This is a genomic window from Gordonia aurantiaca (assembly GCF_039939235.1).
Taxonomy (GTDB): Bacteria; Actinomycetota; Actinomycetes; order Mycobacteriales; family Mycobacteriaceae; genus Gordonia.
Genome location: NZ_JBDUUF010000004.1, coordinates 116,876 through 139,328 on the forward strand (window position 1 = coordinate 116,876; position 22,453 = coordinate 139,328).

16 protein-coding genes, 1 pseudogene and 1 riboswitch are annotated in these 22,453 nt (G+C 69.0%); of the genes and pseudogenes, 11 read left to right on the top strand and 6 right to left on the bottom strand.

What is annotated here, in order from left to right; all coding sequences use genetic code 11:
* Positions 1 to 79 precede the first annotated feature (79 nt).
* Together ABFT43_RS10030 and ABFT43_RS10035 are read left to right on the top strand one after the other, a co-directional pair.
* A pseudogene (locus tag ABFT43_RS10030) lies at positions 80 to 1,651 on the top strand (DUF222 domain-containing protein).
* Positions 1,652 to 1,818: 167 nt separating this feature from the next.
* Positions 1,819 to 3,048, top strand: a complete 1,230-nt coding sequence (locus tag ABFT43_RS10035) for an MFS transporter (protein ID WP_347960206.1) — start codon at positions 1,819 to 1,821, stop codon at positions 3,046 to 3,048.
* Here ABFT43_RS10035 and ABFT43_RS10040 read toward each other — a convergent pair.
* Positions 2,982 to 3,572, bottom strand: coding sequence for a nucleotidyltransferase family protein (locus ABFT43_RS10040; RefSeq protein WP_347960207.1), 591 nt, complete (start codon positions 3,570 to 3,572; stop codon positions 2,982 to 2,984). The genes ABFT43_RS10035 and ABFT43_RS10040 overlap by 67 nt on opposite strands.
* A gap of 182 nt (positions 3,573 to 3,754) precedes the next feature.
* On the opposite strand from ABFT43_RS10040, the gene ABFT43_RS10045 reads away from it, so the two are divergent.
* From ABFT43_RS10045 to ABFT43_RS10060, 4 genes are read left to right on the top strand one after another with little or no spacing between them, the layout of a single operon-like run.
* Positions 3,755 to 5,734, top strand: coding sequence for a solute carrier family 23 protein (locus ABFT43_RS10045; protein WP_347960208.1), 1,980 nt, complete (start codon positions 3,755 to 3,757; stop codon positions 5,732 to 5,734).
* A gap of 9 nt (positions 5,735 to 5,743) precedes the next feature.
* A complete protein-coding gene (gene uraD / locus ABFT43_RS10050) occupies positions 5,744 to 6,292 on the top strand; it encodes a 2-oxo-4-hydroxy-4-carboxy-5-ureidoimidazoline decarboxylase (RefSeq protein ID WP_347960209.1) in 549 nt (182 codons plus the stop codon).
* A 7-nt stretch (positions 6,293 to 6,299) separates the two neighbouring features.
* A complete protein-coding gene (uraH, locus tag ABFT43_RS10055) occupies positions 6,300 to 6,626 on the top strand; it encodes a hydroxyisourate hydrolase (protein ID WP_347960210.1) in 327 nt (108 codons plus the stop codon).
* Positions 6,627 to 6,631: 5 nt separating this feature from the next.
* Complete coding sequence (locus ABFT43_RS10060) at positions 6,632 to 7,264, top strand: nucleoside/nucleotide kinase family protein (RefSeq protein ID WP_347960211.1); 633 nt, start codon at positions 6,632 to 6,634, stop codon at positions 7,262 to 7,264.
* A gap of 68 nt (positions 7,265 to 7,332) precedes the next feature.
* On the opposite strand, the gene ABFT43_RS10065 is transcribed toward ABFT43_RS10060, so the two are convergent.
* Entirely contained in the window at positions 7,333 to 10,722 is a 3,390-nt protein-coding gene (locus tag ABFT43_RS10065) for a pyruvate carboxylase (protein ID WP_347960212.1), read from the bottom strand.
* A gap of 506 nt (positions 10,723 to 11,228) precedes the next feature.
* On the opposite strand from ABFT43_RS10065, the gene ABFT43_RS10070 reads away from it, so the two are divergent.
* From ABFT43_RS10070 to ABFT43_RS10090, 5 genes are all read left to right on the top strand, one after another.
* Complete coding sequence (locus ABFT43_RS10070; RefSeq protein ID WP_347960213.1) at positions 11,229 to 12,005, top strand: SGNH/GDSL hydrolase family protein; 777 nt, start codon at positions 11,229 to 11,231, stop codon at positions 12,003 to 12,005.
* 150 nt (positions 12,006 to 12,155) lie between these two features.
* Positions 12,156 to 13,727: an MFS transporter gene (locus ABFT43_RS10075; RefSeq protein ID WP_457590138.1), complete on the top strand. Its 1,572-nt coding sequence runs from the start codon at positions 12,156 to 12,158 to the stop codon at positions 13,725 to 13,727.
* Between the two features lie 107 nt (positions 13,728 to 13,834).
* A complete protein-coding gene (locus ABFT43_RS10080) occupies positions 13,835 to 15,199 on the top strand; it encodes an 8-oxoguanine deaminase (protein ID WP_347960214.1) in 1,365 nt (454 codons plus the stop codon).
* Complete coding sequence (locus ABFT43_RS10085) at positions 15,199 to 16,011, top strand: FAD binding domain-containing protein (protein ID WP_347960215.1); 813 nt, start codon at positions 15,199 to 15,201, stop codon at positions 16,009 to 16,011. Before ABFT43_RS10080 ends, ABFT43_RS10085 begins: the two co-directional genes overlap by 1 nt.
* Positions 16,012 to 16,013: 2 nt before the next feature.
* Positions 16,014 to 18,803 carry a molybdopterin-dependent oxidoreductase gene (locus ABFT43_RS10090; RefSeq protein ID WP_347960216.1) on the top strand — a complete coding sequence of 930 codons (2,790 nt, stop codon included), beginning with the start codon at positions 16,014 to 16,016 and terminating at the stop codon, positions 18,801 to 18,803.
* Positions 18,804 to 19,246: 443 nt separating this feature from the next.
* On the opposite strand, the gene ABFT43_RS10095 is transcribed toward ABFT43_RS10090, so the two are convergent.
* From ABFT43_RS10095 to ABFT43_RS10110, 4 genes are all read right to left on the bottom strand, one after another.
* Complete coding sequence (locus ABFT43_RS10095; RefSeq protein WP_347960217.1) at positions 19,247 to 20,476, bottom strand: acyl-CoA dehydrogenase family protein; 1,230 nt, start codon at positions 20,474 to 20,476, stop codon at positions 19,247 to 19,249.
* An 83-nt stretch (positions 20,477 to 20,559) separates the two neighbouring features.
* Positions 20,560 to 21,093 (bottom strand): histidine phosphatase family protein, encoded by a 534-nt coding sequence (locus ABFT43_RS10100; RefSeq protein WP_347960218.1) that lies wholly within the window; start codon positions 21,091 to 21,093, stop codon positions 20,560 to 20,562.
* Positions 21,094 to 21,136: 43 nt separating this feature from the next.
* Positions 21,137 to 21,961 (bottom strand): CbtA family protein, encoded by an 825-nt coding sequence (locus ABFT43_RS10105; protein WP_347960219.1) that lies wholly within the window; start codon positions 21,959 to 21,961, stop codon positions 21,137 to 21,139.
* Between the two features lie 25 nt (positions 21,962 to 21,986).
* A complete protein-coding gene (locus tag ABFT43_RS10110) occupies positions 21,987 to 22,229 on the bottom strand; it encodes a CbtB domain-containing protein (RefSeq protein WP_347960220.1) in 243 nt (80 codons plus the stop codon).
* A 36-nt stretch (positions 22,230 to 22,265) separates the two neighbouring features.
* Positions 22,266 to 22,452, bottom strand: a riboswitch (cobalamin riboswitch).
* Position 22,453: the final 1 nt, after the last annotated feature.

Genomic DNA, 22,453 nt, shown 5'->3' on the forward strand with positions numbered 1-22,453 from the left:
TCTTCGTCTATGATCGAACATACATTCGATACGCAGAGCTCGGGGGTGAGCGTCGTGACCGACACCGTTGCAGTTGAAAATCTCCGTTCATTCCGACGGACCCTCCGACGCCGCCGAGAATCTCGATTCGATTCACGAGCTCATCGACAGGCTTCTGCAGGCCGAGATGACCCCGCTGACCGATGCGCAGGTGGAGTATGAGGCCGCCGAAACCGAGCGCGCCAGAAACCGTTTGGCGTTCGCCGGTGATCAGCAGGTGATGGAGGTCGCCGCCCGCGATCTGCCGCGCAAGACCGGCCGGCGCAACATCCTGGCCTACATTCACGATGTGCTGGGGATGACCGGTCCGGGACGCCGCCGCGCCGAGGCTGAAGCCACCGCCACGTTCACCGACCTCACCGGCCAACCCCTCGAACCCGAACTGCCCACCCTGGCCGCAGCTTTCGCCGACGGACGCGTCGGGCCCGATCACGTACACGCGGTCATGGACGTGCTCGATCAGATCCCCGCCGCAGTAGCCCATGACGTGAAGGCTGCTGCCGAGCGGACGATGGCCGAGTACGCGACCTGGATGACACCACCGGAGATCGAACGCGCCGGCGCCCGCCTGCCGGCACACCTCGACCCCGACGGCACGCTCACCGACCTCGACGACCGCAGACGACGCCGCAAGCTCTGGATCAACCGCCAACGCGCCGATGGCACATCGAAACTGACCGCCACCCTCACCCCAGAACTCCGCGCCCGGCTCGCAACCTTCCTCGACGTGTGGGCGCGCCCCGGCATGAACAACCCCGACGACCCCGACTCACCGACCGGATCGATCCAGGACGCCGACCCCGAGGCTCTAAGAAACGGCCGCGCAACGGGATCCGCGTACCCCGGCACAGATACAGCACGACGCCCTCAACGCACTGCTGAAAGCGGTGTTCGAAGACGGGTTGCTCGGCCGCACCCATCGCGGGTTGCCCATCCAACTGATCGTCAAAGCCGACCTCGCCGGCCTCTCCCGAGGCACCGGGCTGGCGGCCACCGCCGATGGCACCCTCATCGACATCGAAGATCTGATCAGGACAGGCGCCACAGTGCAACCATGGCTAGCGGTGTTCGTCGACGCCACCGCCGCACCGCCGTACCTCGGACGCGGCACACGCCTGGCGTCGATGGAACAACGCCTGGCGTCGTTCGCCCGTCCCGGCGGTGAAAGCTGCTCCGCGCCCGGTTGTGATGTGCCCGCCACGCGGGTGGAGATGCAACACGCCGACAAAGACCGGGGTGACGGTGGTGGTACCGATATCGACAACCTCACCCCGGCCTGCACCTGCCATCACCACATGATCGGCAACCGCCCCCGCGACCACACCACCCGGACGATCGGCAGCGGACCCGACGCCGGGCGCTGCACCTGGCAACTCAACACCGCACCCGGCACACCACCCCGACGCCCGCGGATCAACCGAAAACCCGACATCGGGCAACGGTTCCGGCAGACCTCACCGAGATCCGCGACGACCTCCACACCACATCCGAACCCGGGCCGCCCGACGATCCGCCACGCCCACCACGGTTCCACTACACCGACCTGCAGAACGCCACACCGGCCGAACTCGCGCTCTACGCCGCACGACTCGACCACGCCTACCCGAACTGACACCGCCTTCTGGATGCCGTCCGCGCGACGGCCCTCCTTGATGAGAGTGGACGTGCTTGTCGAGTTCTCCACCACGGCGTGCCGCAGCCGGCAGACATCAGGACCGCGATTCGTCATACTGATTATTCGTCATACCGAATTGTCTCGATGTCCCGTGAAAGGACGCCATGGTCCCCGCCGCCGCGATCTTCGTCGGCTTCCTCCTGTCCAACATGGCCAGTCCTGTGTACCCGCTGTGGCAGGACGAACTCGGGTACTCGGCCGCGTTCACGACGGTGATCTTCTCCGGCTACCCCGCCGGCGTGTTCGTGGGACTGCTGGGCCTCGGCCGACTCATCGACCAAATCGGGTGGGCGCGTGCGCTCGCCGCCGCGCTCGCCTGCTGCGTGATCGGGGCGTCGATCTTCGCCGCCGCGCCCGGCCCGTGGTGGCTGCTGGCCGCGCGGTTCGTCAGTGGCGTCGCCGCGGGAGTCTGCGCATCGTGCGGGGCGGCGGCGGTGACCGAGAGTTTCGAGCGCCGGGGCAGCAGGGCCGGCCCGTCCGTCGCCGGGCTGAGCATTTCCGCCGGTCTGGCCTGCGGTCCACTCCTGGGCGGCATCTTCGCGGACCTGCCGCTGTGGCCGACGCAGCTGATCTTCGTCATGGAAGCCGCGCTGGCCGCCGTGATCGGAGTCCTCGTGATCACCATGACGCGGTCGGGCGGGCCGGCCTCGCCGCGCCACCACGACGGCCACGCGCGCATACCCGACGCCCCCGCCGATCCCGAACGGCGTCGGCAGGTGTTGACCGCCGCGTGTGCACTCGCATTCTCCTCCGGCATCACGTGCGCGATCTACATGTCGATCGGTTCGGGATTCCTGCGCAACACGCTCGGCACCACGAGCACGACGGCCGCCGGACTTCTCGTCTTCCTGGTGTTCGCCTCGGCGGTCTCCGGGCAGCTGCTGTTCGCCCGCGCATCGTGGACAGCACAGGGCGGGACGGCGCTGGCCATCGGAGCGATCGCCGCGGCCGCTCTCGTTGTCGGCGTGGCGACGTCTACCGCATGGGTGCTGTTCGTGTCCGCGTCGTTCTCCGGCGCGGCCCAGGGGCTGGCTCAGATCGCCGGTCTCTCGATGGTCCGTTCGGTGACGAACCTTGCGCGACTTCGCGGCGGGTACGCACTCTTCAACGCCGCGTCGTACCTCGGAGGCGGCGGGAGCGTGCTCGTCGCCGGCGGTCTGCTGACCTTCACCGCGATGGGCACGACGATGGTGATCCTCGCGGTGTCCGTCGGCGTGCTGACGGCGATGTCGGCGGTCATGCTCGCCACGCTCGTCAGGACGCGGGATCAGTCCGGGACGTCGATGTCGATCCCCGACGCGAGGTCGGAACACTCGACCTCGCGCACCTCATGACCCCGCAGATACGGCTGCGCTCCCACGTCTCCGCCGATGACCTCGACCGCCGGCCGCAGATGATCGGCACCGAGGTACACGGGGTGCCCGGGCCTGCCGCCGAAGACCGCCCGGACCAGCGCATCCGTACGACGCCCGGCAGCGTCGAGCACCCGGCTCACCACCGCGCTGCCGACGTCCGGCGTGTCAACGGTGTGTAACAGGACGCTGTACGTCCCAGGCCTCGCCAAAGCCTCACCGAGCACCGCAGCCACCGAGTGCCCGACCCCCTTCGACCAGTCCTCGACGATCAGAGCAGAGGCACCGCGGGGCGGCTCGACGATGGCCGCGCCCATCGCGACGACCACCTCGTCGCATCCACCATCCCGCAGCGCCGCGACCGCCAGATCCAACCAATCACCGTCATGGGCAAGGATTTTCGGTTGTCCATAACGGCTGCCCGCGCCCGCGGCGAGGACCGCACCCAGCACCTCGACCCCGGGGGCGTCACCGCTCGTCGAGTGGTCGATCGCGTCGTCGTGCACGCATCCACTCTTCCCTACCCGTGTCCACCGACGCCAGGTAAACGCTTGTGAAATCTTCGGTCCCCGACGAGCGGACCGCGCCGCACGGCGCCACCATTTACCCTGCCGGGCCGACTCGGGAACGAGTCGCGGAATCGAGCCGCACCGACCGGGACGGTCGGTGGGGAGGGGATGAGGCAGCGATGGCCACCGACGCAGCATCCGCGGGTCAGAAGCGGAAGAAGAAGGTCCACCCCGTCGACCAGGTACCCCCGGTCGGCAAGATGATCACGCTCGGCGTGCAGCACGTCGTGGCGTTCTACGCCGGCGCGGTGCTGGTGCCGCTGCTCATCGCCCGGGCCATCGACCTCGATTCCGAGGCGCTGACGATGCTCATCACCGCCGACCTGTTCACCTGCGGCATCGCGTCGCTGTTGCAGGCGGTCGGCATCTGGAAGATCGGCGTCCGGCTCCCCCTTCTGCAGGGCATCACGTTCGCCACCCTCGCACCGGTCATCAAGATCGCCAACGACCACGGCGGCGGCCGCGTCGGGCTGCAAACCGTCTACGGCGCGGTCATCGCCGCAGGCCTGTTCACGTTCCTGATCGCGCCGTTCTTCGCGAACCTCATCCGCTTCCTGCCGCCGGTGGTGACCGGCACCCTCATCGCGATCATCGGCATCTGCCTCATCCCGGTGGGCGCGGGCGACGCCGTCAGCGACCCGGACACCCACATCCACGACAGCTCCAACCCGAGGTGGGTCCTCTACGCGTTCGGCACCATCGTGCTCATCGTGCTCATGCAACGGTTCCTACGCGGATTCATGGGCACGATCGCGGTGCTCCTGGGTCTGGTCATCGGCACCGCTGTGGCGTGGCTCCTGGGCGACACCGGGTTCGAGATCGTCGGCGAGGCGTCCTGGGTCGGCTTCACCCCGCCGTTCGCATTCGGCTGGCCCCGCTTCGACATCGTCGCCATCGTCTCGCTGATCGTGGTGCTGCTGGTGGTGGCCGTGGAGTCGACCGGATCGGTGTTCGCGACCGGAGAGATCGTCGGCAAGCGCATCAAGAAGGAGGACATCGCCGCCACCGTCCGCGCCGACGGTCTGGCCACGATGATCGGCGGCTCGTTCAACTCTTTCCCGTACACCGCGTTCTCCGAGAACGTCGGCCTGGTCCGGCTGACGGGGGTCAAGAGCCGCTGGGTGGTCGCCGCAGCCGGCGTCATCATGATCCTGCTCGGTCTGCTGCCGAAGGTCGCCAAGATCGTCGAGTGCATCCCCGCGCCGGTGCTCGGCGGCGCCGCGTTGATCATGTTCGCGACCGTCGCCGTCGTCGGCATCCAGATGCTGACCTCGGTCGACTTCACCGACCACCGCAACCTGATCATCGCGGCCACCTCCCTGGCGGTGGCGCTGTACGTCCAGTTCTCGCAGTCGTCGGGCCCCTCGCAGGTCATCGACGTCGACGGCAACGTCGTCGACACCCCGGCCACCCCGGGCGTCGACCAGGCGATGCCGAACATCTTCCTGCAGATCCCGTTCTCGACCGGCATCACGATGGGCGCGATCACCGCGATCCTGTTGAACCTCTTGTTCTTCCACGTCGGCAGAAGGGGCCCGGCCGTTGCCGGCGCGGGGTCGATCACCCTCGACGAGGTGAACGAGATGTCGCTGGAGAAGTTCCGCGAGACCTTCGGCCATGTCGTGCAGGACGTCGACTGGGTCCTCGACCGCGCCTACGCGCAGCGGCCGTTCGAGGATGTGCACGATCTGCGCAGCGCCTTCCAGGAGGCGATGCTCACCGGCAACGATGCCGAGCAGCTCGAGCTCATCCAGGCCTTCCCGGATCTCGGGGCGGAGGACGAGTCGGGCGAGATGGCCGCCGTCGACCATGTGGCGCTCTCGCAGCTCGACGAGGCCGAGCACCAGAACGTCGTCGATCTCGCGACCGCATATCGCGAGCACTTCGGTTTCCCGCTCGTCATCTGCGCCCGCGAGGCCGAACGCTACGACCGCGTGCTGCGCAACGGCTGGTCACGCATGGACAACTCGGAGAGCAGCGAGAAGTCGTTCGCGCTCATCGAGATCGCGAAGATCGCGAACCACCGGTTCGACGATCTCGTCGCCGACGCCAACCCGCTCACGTCCGCCCGGTTCGGCCGCCGGCCGGAACTCTCCTAGGCTGAGCGCGTGCGACGAGTCGACTGGCGTGGAGTCCCCAGCTTCAACGAGCTGACCGAGAAGCAGGCGATCGCAGCGCTGTACGAGTGCTGCAGTTCGACGATCTGGGCGTTGCGGGTCGCGCGCGCCCGGCCGTTCGCCGACGAGGAGGCGGTCCTCGAGTACGCCGACCTGATCCTCGCCGAGCTCACCGAGACCGATCTCGACGAGGCACTCGCCGGACACCCGCGGATCGGCGACCGGCCGGACAACGCGTCGTCGGCGCGGGAACAGTCGGGAGTGACCGGTGCCGACGCCTCGGTCCTGCGGGACCTGAAGAGATACAACCGGGAGTACGAGGAGAAGTTCGGACACGTCTACCTGGTCTTCGCCAACGGCCGACCCGCCGAGGAACTCCTCGGAATCCTCGAGGAGCGCCTGCGCAACGACCCCGAGACCGAACGCCGGGTGATGCGGATGGAGCTCGCGAAGATCAATCGCAGCCGACTCAAACGTATGCTGGCACCGGCGGCGCATGCCGAGGAAACAGCACATGCCGGGGAAACCACGAAGGAGTAGTCAGCGGATGACCGGTCTGTCCACCCACGTCCTGGATGCAACGTCGGGGTCGCCGGCCGTCGGCGTGGAGGTGTCGCTGCAGGATGCCTCCGGCACGGAACTCGCCTCCGGGCGAACCGATTCCGATGGACGCATCGGACAGGTCAACGCCGAGCCGCTCGTCCCCGGCATCTACCACCTCGTCTTCGACACCGGGAACTGGTTCGCCGACAACGACATCAGGGGTTTCTACCCCGAGGTCGACATCTGTTTCGAGGTCGACGACCCGGAGCGCCACTACCACGTCCCGGTCCTGTTGAGTCCGTTCGCGTACTCGACGTACCGCGGCAGCTGAGCGGGATGCCACTCCCCGCGGAGGTCTCCGACCACGTCGCATCCCTGCTCGACGGCGCCGATTCCCGCGTTCTGGTGGGGATCACCGGACCTCCGGGTGCCGGCAAGACGACCCTGGCCCGTGCACTCGTCACGGACTTCATCGGGCGATTCGGACGTGCCGCCGTCGGCTACGTGCCGATGGACGGGTTCCACCTCTCCGACGCCGTACTGGAGCGTCTCGGTCGCCGCAATCGCAAGGGCGCCCCGGACACATTCGATGCCGCGGGTTTCGTGGCGTTGCTGCACCGCATCCGCGAGATGGGTCATGACATCTGTGTTCCGGACTTCGATCACACTGCGGGAGAACCGATCTCGGCGTCGCTGATCGTGCCCGCCGCAGCGCGGCTGGTGGTCGTCGAGGGCAACTACCTCGGCCTCGACGAACCGGTCTGGCGTGAGGTACGGCAGCTGCTGGACCGGCTGGTGTACGTCGACGCCGACACGGCCGTCCGGCGCGAACGACTCCGCGAGCGCCACATTGCCGCCGGGAAGACCGACGCCGACTCGCTCGCCTGGATCGGGTCGGTCGACGAGCCGAACGCGGCGCTCATCGCGACGTCGCGCAACCGGGCCGATCTCGTCGTCCTGAACGACTAGAGACAACCCCGGTGTTCCCGCGTGGGACCGCCTTCCGCGGGAACACCGGCCGTTCCGAAAGCTGCTGGTCAGCCGATCTCGAGGAGCAGGTCACCCGGGGCCACCTGCGAGACGGGGCCGATCGCGATGCGGGTGACCTTGCCGGCGACCGGCGCGGTGATCGCGGCCTCCATCTTCATGGCCTCGATGGTTCCGATGGTGGCACCGACGGCGATCTCGTCACCGACATCGACCGACAGCGTCACCACACCGGCGAACGGCGCGCCGACGTGGTGCGGGTTGGACCGGTCGGCCTTCTCGGCGGCCGCGACCGCGGAGTCGACGCTGCGGTCGCGCACCGCGATGGGACGCAACTGTCCGTTGAGCACGCACATGACGGTGCGCATACCCTTCTCGTCCGGCTCGCTGATCGCCTCGAGACCGATCATCAGCTCGACGCCCGGCTCGAGCGAGACACGGTGTTCCTCGCCGTAGCGCAGACCGTAGAAGAACTGGTTGGCACTCAACCGGGAGGTGTCGCCGTAGCGCTCGTAGTGTTCCTCGAATTCCTTTGTGGGACCCGGGAACAACAGGTAGTTGAGCCGGACCTGCCGATCGCGGCCGGGCTTGTCGAGGATGGCCTCGTCGTCGGCGGTCAGCGGCTTGACCTCCGGCGCCGGCGCCCGCCCCTCGAGGGCGAGCGAGCGAAGCGGCTCCGGCCAGCCGCCGGGTGGATCACCCAGTTCGCCGCGCAGGAACCCGATCACCGAGTCCGGGATGTCGTAGGCCGACGGGTCGGCGGCGAACTCGGCCGCGGTGATGCCGCGTCCCACCAGCGCCAGCGCGAGGTCGCCGACGACCTTCGACGACGGGGTGACCTTGACCAGGCGGCCCAGGATGCGATCGGCGGCCGCGTAGGCCTGCTCGACCGCCTCGAAGCGGTTGCCCAGCCCCAGCGCGATGGCCTGCTGGCGCAGGTTCGACAGCTGACCGCCCGGGATCTCGTGGCTGTAGACACGACCGGTCGGCGCCGGGATGCCGGACTCGAACGGCGCGTACACCTTGCGCAGCGCCTCCCAGTACGGCTCGAGGTCGCAGACCTTGGCCAGGTCGAGGCCGCTGTCACGCTCGGTGTGCGCGGTCGCGGCGACGATCGCCGACAACGGCGGCTGGCTCGTGGTGCCGGCCAGGGCGGCACTCGCTCCGTCGACGGCATCCGCGCCGGCCTCCCACGCGGCGAGGTAGGTCGCCAGCTGCCCACCCGGGGTGTCGTGGGTGTGCACGTGGATCGGCAGGTCGAAGTTCTTCCGTAGCGCGGAGACCAGCTTGGTCGCGGCAGGTGCCCGCAGCAGGCCCGCCATGTCCTTGATCGCCAGCACATGCGCGCCGGCGGAGGCGATCTCCTCGGCCAGACGGAGGTAGTAGTCGAGGGTGTATAGGTCCTCGGCCGGGTTCATCAGGTCGCCGGTGTAGCTCATCGCCACCTCGGCCACCGCGGTGCCGGTCTCGCGGACCGCGTCGATCGCCGGCCGCATCGCGTCGACGTTGTTGAGCGCGTCGAAGATGCGGAAGATGTCGATGCCCACGTCGGTGGCCTCGGCCACGAACGCGGTGGTGACCTTGGTGGGGTACGGCGTGTAGCCGACCGTGTTGGCGCCACGCAGCAGCATCTGCAGACAGATGTTCGGGATGGCCTCGCGCAACTGCGCCAGGCGATCCCACGGGTCCTCCTTCAGGAACCGCAGCGCAACATCGTAGGTCGCGCCGCCCCAGCACTCCACCGACAGCAGCTCCGGTGTCAGCGCCGCGACATAAGGGGCCACCATCACCAGCCCGTTGGTGCGCACCCGGGTCGCCAGCAGCGACTGGTGCGCGTCCCGGAAGGTGGTGTCGGTGATGCCCAGCCGCGGGTTCTCGCGCAGATCCCTGGCGAATCCCTCCGGCCCGAGTTCCAGCAGACGCTGACGCGACCCGTCCGGCGGCGAGGCGAGCAGCGCCTTGTCGACCGCGGGCAGCTTGTCGCGCGGGTACACCGTGGTCGGGCGCTCGCCGTGCGGCTTGTTGACCGTCACGTCGGCGAGGTAGGCAAGGATCTTCGAGCCGCGGTCGGCCGAGGCACGCGAGGTCAGCAGTTCGGGACGCTCGTCGATGAACGACGTGGTCACTCGCCCGGCCCGGAAGTCCGGGTCGTCGAGAACCGCCTGCAGGAACGGGATGTTCGTGGCCACCCCGCGGATGCGGAACTCGGCCACCGCACGCCGGGCGCGCCGCACCGCGGTCGCGAAATCCCTTCCGCGACAGGTCAGTTTGACCAGCATCGAATCGAAGTGACCGCTGACCTCGGCGCCCAGGTTCGCGCCGCCGTCCAGCCGCACGCCCGCACCGCCCGGGCTGCGGTAGCCGGTGATGCGACCCACGTCCGGACGGAAGCCGTTGGCCGGGTCCTCGGTGGTGATCCGGCACTGCATCGCCGCGCCGCGGATGCGGATCGACTCCTGCGACAGGCCCAGATCCTCGAGGCTCTCGCCCGCCGCGATGCGTAGCTGCGAGCTGACCAGGTCGACATCGGTGATCTCCTCGGTCACCGTGTGCTCGACCTGGATGCGCGGGTTCATCTCGATGAACACGTGCCGCCCCTGTTCGTCGAGGAGGAATTCGACGGTGCCGGCACACGAATAGCCGATGTGGCGGGCGAACGCCACGGCGTCTGCGCAGATCTTCTCGCGCAGCTCGTCCGGCAGGTTCGGCGCCGGCGCCAACTCGATGACCTTCTGATGACGACGCTGCAGCGAGCAGTCCCGCTCGTACAGGTGGATGACGTTGCCGTAGGTGTCGGCCAGGATCTGCACCTCGATGTGGCGCGGGTTGACCACCGCCTGCTCGAGGAACACAGTCGGATCACCGAACGCGGCCTCGGCCTCGCGTGAGGCCGCCGCGATCGCCTCGGCCAGATCCGCCGGATCGTCGACGCGGCGCATACCGCGACCACCGCCACCGGCCACGGCCTTCACGAAGACCGGGAACTGCATGTCGGCCGACGCGGCCACCAACTGCCCGGGATCGGCCGAGGGCTCCGACGATGCCAGGACCGGGATCCCGGTGGCCTTCGCCGCGGCGACCGCGGTGGCCTTGTTGCCCGTCAGGTCCAACACGTCGGCGTTCGGACCGACGAAGGTGATGCCGTTGTCCGCGCATGCTCGGGCCAGGCCGGGGTTCTCCGACAGGAAGCCGTAGCCCGGGTAGATCGCATCCGCCCCACACCGCACCGCGGCCGCGACGACCTCGTCGACCGACAGGTACGCGCGCACCGGATGGCCCGGCACCCCGATCTGGTACGACTCGTCGGCCTTCAACCGGTGCACCGAGTTGCGGTCCTCGTACGGATAGACCGCCACCGTGCGCGCGCCGAGCTCGTACGCGGCACGGAACGCACGGATCGCGATCTCGCCCCGATTGGCGACCAGAACCTTCTCGAACATCGGGTTCTCCCCTTTTTCCCGCTGCGACAAATTGATTTTTCCCCGGTGCCGCCGAACCGACGGAACGGCGCAACTCATGTGATCCTACCCACACCCCACCAGGCGCCGGACAGCCCCTCCGTCTTTCCGCGAGCGTTCTCAAAATGGCTGGCGGACAACCTAACCCGAACACATTGCGCCAACGTTACCGAGTCCTGACAGCACCGGACCCGCGACGAGAGATTCGCGGAGGGAATGGGAATCGACACCGACCGATCGCTCCGTCGAGAAATGATCACCCGTCGGGTATCCGGATTGCGAACAATTCGATCCGATTCGCGCGAAACCGACGGACCGCCGGTCGCCCCGACCACCCCCGCCGCCGACCGGATCGCCTCACCCCGCGTCCCGTGCCGCACAGTGACGCACGCCGCAGACCTTGGCCCGCGGCGGCGTGGCGAACTACCGTCCTAGGTCGATCGTCATAATCGGTCGATCGTCATATCCGGACCAGGAGGGCCAGCACCGTGGGCTTCACCCGCTACGTCGCGTTGGGGGATTCGTTCACCGAGGGGGTCGGCGACAACGACCCCACCCGCCCCAACGGTCTGCGCGGCTGGGCCGACCGCGTCGCCGAACAGCTCGCCACCCACGATCCCGACTTCGAGTACGCGAATCTCGCGATCCGCGGTCGCCTGCTCGATGCGGTCGTCGCCGAACAGCTCGAACCCGCGGTCGCGATGAACCCCGATCTGGTCACCGTCTACGCCGGCGGCAACGACCTCATGCGTCCCGGACTCGACATCGACGCCCTCATGGGCCGGTACGACGAGGCGATCGGCAAGCTCGTCGCCACCGGTGCGACCGTCGTCGTGTTCACCGCCTACGACACCGGGTGGGCGCCGGTCTTCCGCAAGCTGCGCGGGCGGATCGCGATCTACAACGAGCTGCTCCGCGAGGTCGCCGACCGGCACGGCGTCGTGCTGTTCGACTACTGGCGCCTGAAGGGCTACGACGACTACCGGATGTGGGACACCGACCGCCTCCACATGTCCACGCTGGGTCACACGCGCATGGCCGCCGAGGTCCTCGACCTGCTGGGCGTCGAGCACGCCATCACGCCGGTCGAACTCGAGCCGCTCGCCGAGCCGTCGCGTCACGAGCAGCGTCGCCAGAACACCGAGTGGGCCCGCACCTTCCTGGCCCCGTGGGTCATGCGCCGCATCCGCGGGGTGTCGTCGGGCGACGGCATCACCCCTCGCTGGCCGGAGCCGGTGTCCGGAGCCGATCTCCTCAGGCTCTGATCGGCGTTCATTCCTCCGGTTGAATTTCGGGGCTCGACCCGGCGCTTCGGGCGGGGAACGGACCGGCGAGCGCCTTCCGGCGACACCGCGCGGATACCCTGATCGTTCGGAGGTGTGAACGAACATGAGTACGACGAGCCGGATGGTCTCGTGACCAGGAGCACGGAGACCGGCGGGGAACCCGGCAAGGAGACCCCCGACGCCGTCGGAGAGACCGGCGATCACGTCGACCGGGCTCATCTGGACGGGGCTGCCCGGCCCGGCAGCGCACCGGCCCCCGGGACCCCGGCAGAGGACGAGAAGCCGCACCCGCGCGCCGCGGTCGCGGTGCTGTGCCTCGCCGGCATCGTGGTCGCGGTGATGCAGACGATCATCGTCCCGCTGATCCCGGAACTGCCGTCCCTGCTGAAGGCCGACGCCTCGAACACCACCTGGGCGATCACCATCACCCTCCTCGTCGCGGCCGTGGCCACCCCGATCGGCGGACGCATCGGCGACATGTACGGCAAACGTCTCGCGATCCTCGCCAGCCTCGGATTCGTCGCACTCGGTTCGGTCGTCTGCGCGCTCGCGACATCCCTGCCGCTGTTCATCCTCGGCCGCGGCCTGCAGGGTCTGGGATTCGGCATCGTCGCCCTCGGCATCAGCGTGATGCGCGACATCGTGCCGCCCCGGCACCTCGGCTCCGCGGTCGGCACCATGAGCGCCTCCCTCGGCATCGGTGGCGCGCTGGGCCTCCCGATCGCCGCGGCCATCGCCCAGCACATCAGCTGGCACGGCCTGTTCTGGGCGTGTGCGCTGGTGGCGGGCCTGGCCGCGCTCGGTGTCCTGGCGACCGTCCCGTCGAACAGCGCGGTCTCCGGCGGCCGCTTCGATCTCGTCGGAGCGCTCGGTCTCGGCGCGTTCCTGATGTGCCTGCTGTTGCCGCTGTCCAAGGGTGCGGTCTGGGGATGGGGCAGCCCGCTGACCCTCGGGTTGTTCGGGGCGTTCGTCGTGCTGCTCGGGATCTGGGCAACAGTGGAACTCCGTCGCGGCAACCCGCTGATCGACCTGCGCCTGCTGGGGACCCGCCCGCTCTTCCTGACCAACCTGGCGTCGATCGCCACCGGCTTCGCCTTCTACGCGATGCAGCTCATCCCGATCCAGCTGCTGATGGCCCCGACCTTCACCCCGAACGGTCTCGGCTTCGACATGGTCCACGCGAGCCTGATCCTCGCGCCCAGCGGCGTGGTCATGTTCCTGTTCTCCAACATCAGCGGACGCATGAACGCCGCACTGGGCGCACGCGTGTCCCTCGCTCTCGGCGGCGTGATCATCGGCGTCGGCTACGTCATCTTCATCGTCGGCCTCTCCGGCCCCTGGGACCTGTCCTGGATCCACATGCTCGTCATCAGCTGCTGCATCGGCGCGGGCCTCGGCATCGCGTACTCGGCGATGCCGGCGCTCATCATGCAGTCGGTCAGCGTCGAGCAGACCGGCGAGTCGAACGGTGTCAACGCCCTGATGCGCATCATCGGCACGTCCACCGCGTCCGCGGTCGTCGGCATGCTGCTGACGTGGTCGATGGCGTCGATCAGCGGCCCGGGCGACGTGACCGTGGTCGTCCCGACCAGCGACGGATATCTGTGGGCGTCGGGTATCGCACTCGGCGCGTGTGCGGTCGCCACCCTGGTCGCACTGGCCATCCCGGCGCGCCGGGCGATCACCGAAACACCCGTCTGACGCCGGGTTGCGGGAACTCCGCCCGTCGGCTGCGAGGCGCTTCACAATCAGCGCGAACTTCTGTGACATGAGATGCGCGCGGGGTCGGATACACGTAGCGTGACGCCGTGGCACCCGCGATCCTGATCGAGAACACCCACGTACTGACGCTCGACGCGCAGCGCCGGGAACTGCCCCGGGCGTCGGTGCTCGTCGAGGGCACGACGATCACGGCGGTGTCCGAGGAGCCCATCCCCGCCGCGGTCGCCCGTGACGCCGTGCGGGTCGACGGCCGCGGATGCGTCCTCACGCCGGGCCTGGTGAACACGCATCACCACCTCTACCAATGGATCACGCGCGGTCTGGCCGCCGATCACACCCTGTTCCAGTGGTTGCAGACGCTGTACCCGATCTGGGCCGGCATCGACGAAGAGGCCGTGCACGCGGCCGCGCTGGGCGGGCTCACCCAGCTGGCGCTGTCCGGATGCACGACGACCACCGACCATCATTACGTCTTCCCCCGCGAGGGCGGCGACCTGCTGGGCGCGGAGATCACCGCGGCAGACGAGGTCGGGCTGCGATTCCATCCCACGCGCGGCTCGATGGACCTGTCGGAGAAGGACGGTGGGCTGCCGCCGGATTCGGTGGTGCAGACCATCGACGAGATCCTCGCCGCCAGTGCCGATGCCGTCGCCCGCTGGCATGATCCGGCGCCCGGCGCGATGCTGCGGATCGCGCTCGCGCCGTGTTCGCCGTTCTCGGTCACCACCGACCTGCTGCGCGAATCGGCCTCGCTGGCACGCGAACTCGGCGTCCGGATGCACACCCACCTCGCCGAGTCGATCGACGAGGACACCTATTGCTCCGAGCATTTCGGTTGCACGCCTTTGGCGTACATGGAGTCGGTCGGTTGGGTGGGCGAGGACGTCTGGTACGCCCACGGCGTCGAGTTCGACGACACGGCGATCGCCCGGCTGGCCGCGACCGGGACGGGCGTCGCCCACTGCCCCACCTCCAATGCCCGCCTGGGCAACGGGATCTGCCGCACCCGCGACCTCGTCGACGCAGGCGTGCCGGTGGGGCTCGGGGTCGACGGTGCCGCGTCGAACGAATCCGCCCGCCTGCTCGAGGAGGCCCACCAGGCCGTCCTGATGGCGCGTGCCCGCGGCGGACCCACCGCCCTGACCACCCGTACCGCCCTCGAACTCGCCACTCTCGGCGGCGCACGGGTGCTCGGCCGGGAGGACGAGATCGGGTCGATCGAACCCGGCAAGTTCGCCGACCTCGTACTGTGGGACCTGTCCACCGTCGCCCACCGCGACATCGACGACCCGGTCGCGGCCCTCGTCCTCGGGGCGATCCCGCCGATCAAGGCGTCATGGGTGCACGGGCGGCAGGTGGTCGCCGATGGCGAGATGCTCACCATCGACACCGAGACGATGACCGACGCCGTTGCGGCCGCGCACCGACGCCTGCTGGACAAGGCACGCTGATGGATCTCACCGCCGTCACCCGGTACCGTTTCGCCCGCTCGCGCGAGGAGGCGTTCCCCCAGCCCGGCGAACAGATCGTCGCCGGCGGCACGTGGGTGTTCTCCGAGCCCCAACCGGCCACCACCGGGATCGTCGATCTCAGCGAGATGCGTTGGCCGTCAATCGAAGATCTTCCCGGCGGCGGACTCCGGATCGCCGCCACCTGCACGATCGCCGAGCTCGCCGCGCTGCCGCCGCGCCCCGGCTTCCGCGCCCACCCGCTGTTCGCGCAGTGCGCCAACGCCCTGCTGGCGTCGTTCAAGATCTGGAACATGGCGACGGTCGGCGGCAACATCTGCCGGTCGTTCGCCGCGGCGTCGATGGTTTCGCTGGCCGCCGGCCTCGACGCGACCGCGCACATCTGGCATCCCGACGGCGCCGATCGCGACGTGCCCGTGTCGGATCTGGTGATCGGAAACGGCATCAACATCCTCGCTCCCGGCGAGGTGCTGCGCGCCGTCGACTTCCCCGGCCACGCACTGGCCGCACGCACGGGGTTCCGCAAGATCGCCCTGGCCGAACTCGGCCGGTCCGGCGCGGTGGTGACCGGGCGCGTCGACCCGGACGGGACCACCGTGTACGGGATCACCGCGGCCACCGAGTGGCCCACCGTGCTGCGGTATCCGATCCCCCCGACGGCGGACCGGTTGCGGCACGACATCACCTCCGCGCCCGGCTACTACACCGACCCGCTCGGCTCGGCGGACTGGCGGCGGGCCGTCTCCGCGGTCCTGGCCGAGGAGATCCGCGTCGAACTCGAAGGGTCGGTGTAGTCGTGGAGTTCGAGGTCAACGGCGAACGCATCGACGCCGAACCCGCCGCGGGGCAGTGCCTTCGGACGCTGCTGCGCCGGCACGCCCACTTCGAGGTCAAGAAGGGCTGCGACGCCGGAGACTGCGGCGCCTGCTCGGTGCTCGTCGACGGAAAGCCCGTGCACTCGTGCATCTTCCCGGCGCAACGGGTCGCCGGGAGGTCGGTGACCACGGTCGCCGGACTCGGCACCCCCGACGACCTCCACCCCGTCCAGCAGTCCTTCGTCGACCACTTCGGGTTCCAGTGCGGCTTCTGCAGCGCCGGCATGATCGTCACCACCTCGGCGCTCACCCCGGAAGACCTCGACGACCTGCCGCGGCTGATGAAGGGAAACCTGTGCCGCTGCACCGGATATCGCTCCATCCGCGAGGCGATCACCGGCGCCGTCGCCGGCGAGACCAACGCCGGCCCACGCGCTCCCGGGTCACCCGACCCCCGCCCGGCGGTCGGTACCTCGGTGACCCCGCCCGCCGCTCGTCGCGTGGTGACCGGCACGGAGCCGTACACCTTCGACGTCCCGCTCACCGACGCGCTCCACATCCACGTCCTCGGGTCGCCGCATCCGCACGCCCGGATCCTCTCGATCGACACCACCGACGCAGCCGCCCTGCCCGGCGTCGAACTCATCCTCACGCACGAAAACGTCTCGACGCCGCGGTTTTCCACCGCACGACACGAGAACCGTCTCGAGGACCCGGACGACACGCTGATCTTCGACCCGGTCGTGCGGTTCGTCGGCCAGCGGGTCGCCGCGGTGGTCGCGAGCTCGCCCGGGATCGCCGAACAGGCCGCCCGGCTCATCCGAGTCACCTATGAGGAACTGCCCGCGGTCTTCGATCCCGAGGAGGCCCGCAGCCCCGGCGCGCCGCTGCTGCATCCCGACCTCACCCCCGACGACCGCGTCGCCGAACCCGACCGCAACGTCGTCGCGACCTTCCACGAGGGCTTCGGCGGCGACATCGACGAGGCACTCTCCGCGTCGTCGACCACCGTCCGCGGAACCTGGCAGACCCAGCGGGTGTCCCACGCGCAGCTGGAAACCCACGGCTCGGTGGCATGGCTGGACGCCCAGGGCCGCCTGGTGGTGCGCACGTCCACCCAGGTGCCGTTCCTGGTGCGCGACGAACTGGCCCGCATCCTCGACCTCCCGGTCGAGAGGGTGCGGGTGTTCAGCGGTCGCGTCGGTGGCGGTTTCGGTGGCAAGCAGGAGTTGTTGACCGAGGATCTCGCAGCGGTCGCCGCACTGCGCACCGGCAGGCCCTGCATCTACGAGATGACCCGCACCGACGAGATGACCCGCACGACGTACCGGCACCCCATGCGGGTGACGGTGGAGCTCGGCGCCGACGACGACGGACGGCTCACCGGGCTGCGCGTCGAGGTCCTGTCCGACACCGGCGCCTACGGCAACCATGCGATCGGCGTCATGTTCCACGCGTGCGCGGAGTCGGTGTCGATCTACAACTGCCCCGTCAAGCGGATCGACGCCGAGGCCGTCTACACCAACAACCCGCCGTCGGGCGCCTTTCGCGGATACGGCCTCGGCCAGGTGATCTTCGCGGTCGAGTCCGCGATGGACGAGCTCGCCCTCCGCCTCGGCATCGACCCCTTCGAGCTGCGCCGCCGCAACGCCGTCGCCGACGGCGACCCGCTGCTGATCGCCCGGCCCGAACCCGAGGTCGACCTGGTGTATGGCAGTTACGGACTCGACCAGTGCCTCGACGCCGCCGAGGCAGCGCTGCGGCGCGGCAACGGGATGGCCCCGCCGCCCGGGCCGCGGTGGCGCGTCGGTGAGGGCATGGCCATCGCCGCGATCGCCACCATGGCGCCGCGCGGGCACGTCTCCGAGGTCACCGTCTCCGTCGATACCGGGGGGACCTACCACGTCGGCGTCGGGACGTGTGAGTTCGGCAACGGCACCACCACGGTGCACACCCAGATCGTCGCGACCGCACTGTCGACGGACGTCTCGCGGGTGTCCCTGCACCACGGCGACACCGACGCCGCGGCATATGACACCGGTGCGTTCGCGTCGGCCGGGACCACCGTCGCGGGCAAGGCGGTGCATGCCGCGAGCCTCGCGCTGCGCGACGCCCTCGTCGATGCGGCCGGCCGGCTCACCGGAGCCGATCCCGCGGAGATCCGACTGGGCCCGGACGGGGCGATCGTCGGCGAGGGTCTCGTCGGCTTCGGCGACCTCATCGCCGCCGTGGACAACCGCCACCGCCTCGACCTGCCCGACGGCGCCCGCGCCTACGCCGCCGGCGAGGAACGCGGCGAGATGCGCTCGATCGCGTTCAACGTGCAGGCATTCCGCGTCGCCGTGGACACCGATACCGGCAAGGTCGTGATCCTGCAGTCGGTCCACGCCGCCGACGCGGGCACCGTGATGAATCCCGAGCAGTGTCGGGGACAGGTGGAAGGCGGTGTGGCGCAAGGTATCGGGTCTGCGCTCTACGAGGAGATCATGCTCGACGAGGGGGTGCCCGTGACCAAGGTCTTCCGCACGTACCGGGTGCCGCAGATGGCCGACATCCCCTACACCGAGGTCTATTTCGCCGACACCGCCGACGAGCTCGGGCCGTTCGGTGCCAAGTCGATGTCGGAGTCGCCGTTCAACCCGGTCGCGCCCGCGCTGGCCAATGCCATCCGCCGCGCGATCGGGGTGCGGCCTCTCGAGACCCCGATGTCGCGGGATCGGGTCTGGCGGCTCGCGCACGGCGGGGCCACCGGCGAGACCTCGGAGTCCTGAACCCCGGCGACCCGGGGCCGGTCAGCGGTTGCGAAACGCCGCGACGGCCGCGTCGATCGAGGGAAAGAACCGGCCCGGATGAGGGCGGTTCCACCAGCATCGGGTTCTCCGACGGCAGAACGCTTACTTCAGCCGGACGAATCGATTGCTTTCGCACGCCCGCTCGTTCGGCCACCGGGGCGCGAGATGCGCTCGCCGAGAACGGGAATCCGCCGAACAGGCCGCCGGCGACGTGGGCGGTGTCTCCCCCCGGCGACCGCGGTGACGACCTCGCCGATCTCGGCGAGGTCGTCACCGCTGCTTCGACCCGAGATGCCGAAGAGCGCCGGAAACCGGCCCACCGCCACGATCAGCGCGAGAACGTTGAGGCATCCGAGCGTCAGCGGTTCGGAGAGCAGGTCAATGACGAAACCGAGACGGTGTTCGGATTCTCTGGCGCACCGCTATCCGCGCAGCAGGCCCTTGGCGACGTGGGTTACCTGGATCTCGTTGCTGCCCGCGTAGATCATGAGCGACTTCGCATCCCGGGCGAGCTGCTCGACCCGGTACTCCGCCATGTAGCCGTTGCCGCCGAACAGCTGGACCGCCTCCATGGCGACATCGGTCGCCGCCCGCGACGAGTACAGCTTCATCGCCGACGCCTCGGCCAGGCTCAACGGCTTGCCGGCCTTGGCGCGCTCGATCGCGTTGAACAGCATGTTCTGCACGTTGATCCGCGCGATCTCCATCTCGGCGAGCTTGAGCTGGATGAGCTGGAAGTCGCCGATCGGCCGGCCCCACAGCTTGCGGTTCCGGGCGTAGTCGACCGACAGGCGCTGTGCCTCGTTGATGATGCCCAGCGACAGCGCGGCGATGCCGATGCGCTCGGCGACGAACCCGGCCTTGGCGCCCTCGGCGCCGCGGGCGTCGGAGCCGGTGTCCTCGGTCTCGCCGAGCAACCGGTCCTTGCCCAGCCGGACGTTGTCGAAGAAGAGCTCACCGGTCGGCGAGCTCATCATGCCCATCTTCTTGAACGGCTTGCCCTGCGTGAGACCGGGCATGCCCTTGTCGAGGACGAAGGTGAGCACCTTGCGATCGCGGATCGGGGTGTCGCTGCCGTCGTCGAGCTTGGCGAACACGACGATCGTGTCGGCGTACGGGCCGTTGGTGATGAAGGTCTTCTGACCGTTGAGGATGTAGTCGTCGCCGTCGCGGCGCACGGTGGTCTTCATGCCGCCCAGCGCATCCGAGCCCGAGTCGGGTTCGGTGATGGCCCAGGCGCCGACCTTCTCCATCGTCACCAGTTCGGGGAGCCAGCGCTTCTTCTGCGCGAGCGTGCCACGGCTGCGGATGGTCGAGGCGGTCAGCCCCATGCTCACGCCGAGCGAGGCGACGAGGCCGAGGCAGACACCGGCGAGTTCGATATTGACCATCATGAACATCGAGCCGCCCATGGCGCCGCCACTGCCGCCGGAGGACTCCTTCTTCTCGCCGGCGGCCTCGGCCGCGAGTTCCTGCTCCAACGAGTCCTTGGCCATCTGGTCGACGCCGAAGGTCCGCAGCAGCTTCCGGGTGATGTCATAGGGCGGGAGCTCGCCGGACTCGAGCTCGTCGACATGTGGCCGGATCTCCTTGTCGATGAACGCGCGCAGCGCGTCCCGAACCATCAGATCTTCTTCGGACCACTCGAACATCGTCACTCTCCCAGACCAGTGCCACCGAGGTGGAACACGTTTCAGTTTGTCGACATAACTGTGTCAGGAGTCACCCGCGATGTCTAGGTACGTTGCGACGAATCCGTCTCTTCGGCGCTCGCGTACGGCCACCGACAGACGGATGCGGGCCGGACCTCGGCGCGGAAGTACTCCGCGGCGTCGACGCACAACAGGGCCTGGGCGACGGGCATCGCGACGACGACGGCCCGCCCGGCGAGGTCGTCGAGCATCCGGTCCCGCCACGCGTGGACACGGGCGACGAAGCCCGCGACGCTCTCCCCGCCGTGCGGTGCCGAGGACGGGTCGGTGAACCAGGCGGCGAGCTCGTGCGGCGGGACCTGTTCGGGGGTCAGACCGGCCCACGCCCCGACGTCGAGGGTGCGCAGCGCATGGTCGGCGATCTGCTCGATCGGCGCGCCGAGCAACCGGGCGCTCTCGAGGGTCGCGGGTTCGGGGCCGCAGGCGAGGACGGCTTCGACCTCGTCGGTCGCCCCGAGCGCGAGGATGTCGCGGCGTCCGCGGTCGTCCAGCGGCGCATCATCGCCGAAGCGCACCGATCGGTTCGGACCGGTGCGCCCTGCGGTGATGATCTGCATCCGTGGTTGCCGTGTCGGTCCTGGCACGGGTCAGCGACCCGGATCAGCCCCGGCCGGCGCCGACCGTGACGCGCGAAGCGCTCTTCGACCGCGTCATCGCACCCAGCACGACCGCGAAGGTCAGCGTCAGCACCGTCCAGAGGATGACCTGGTTGGTGATCGCGTACACGCGGAAATCGCCCACCACGTCTGCCGGGAAACCCGGGAAGACGATCTGGCCCGCATCGTCGCGCACCGGTCCGGGGACCTCGTGGAACGACGGCAGCAGGGCGATGGTGATGCCGACCGCGATCAGGTAGGCGGCGCCTCCGACGACGCCCGAGACCAACCCGCCGATCCGCGGGCGCAGCCACAGCGCCAACACCACCGCGGCGATCGCGAGCACCACCGACGCGACACTGATCGTCAGGAACGCCCCGGTGCGGTCGCCAATGGTGTCGTCGTCACCGACCGCCGGCGGATTGGCCGGGTAGGCGAAGAACGGCACGCCGAAGACCGCGACGAAACCGATGACGCCCAGCGCGCCTGCGACGGCACGCGGATCGGTGGCCGGGTGACGGCTGCCGAGGTGGGCCCACAGCACGGTGAACGCGACCGCGAAGAACGCGCCCATGCACAGCGCGAACACGAGGTTGCCGATCCCGGCACCGAGGTTCTCCTGCATGGCGCGGGTGAAGACCTCGCCGCCCTCGCCGTGATGATGCCCGCCCGCGGCGTGCGCGAGCGCCTCCTCGGCCGCCGAGCGCTCACCTTCGTAGTCGACGGCCCTCGACACGACCGGTTCGAGGTAGAACCGGGCGAACACGAACGACACGATCCCGGCGATCAGGCCCGCGAACAGTCCTGCGCCGATGAGTTTCTTCTCCATGTGGACTTGTCCCTCGTCGGGCCACTCAGTGGCAGGGGAAGCCCAGGAAATGGCGGGCGTCGTGCACGAACTCGTGCACGTAGGTGTTCTCGCCGAACACCGACACGACCCCTTGGTCGTACCCGAGGAAGTAGTAGGCCAGCGCCGCGAAGAGCACGGTCAGGCTCAGCCAGACGGCCGCCCGGGCCGCGGAGAGGTTCGGAACGGCGAGTGCGCGTGGCGCGACGTTCGCCGTCGGGATACCGGGAGCAGGGGTACCGGTGTTCATCTGTGGGTGTCCTTTCGCCGATCTCGCGTCGGAGAGTTGTGGAACGTCACGCCGGCACGGCATCCTGACTCACGTCGACGTACAGACACCGTCGAATCCCTCGACCGCGTCGGATGTCGTCGTTCACAGTGGCGCGACCGCTCCGGATTCCCACCGGATTCCCCGTACAGGCGTGAGACGATTGTATACCGCCGGGTGTCGCACCCGTGAGACATAGTGGAGGA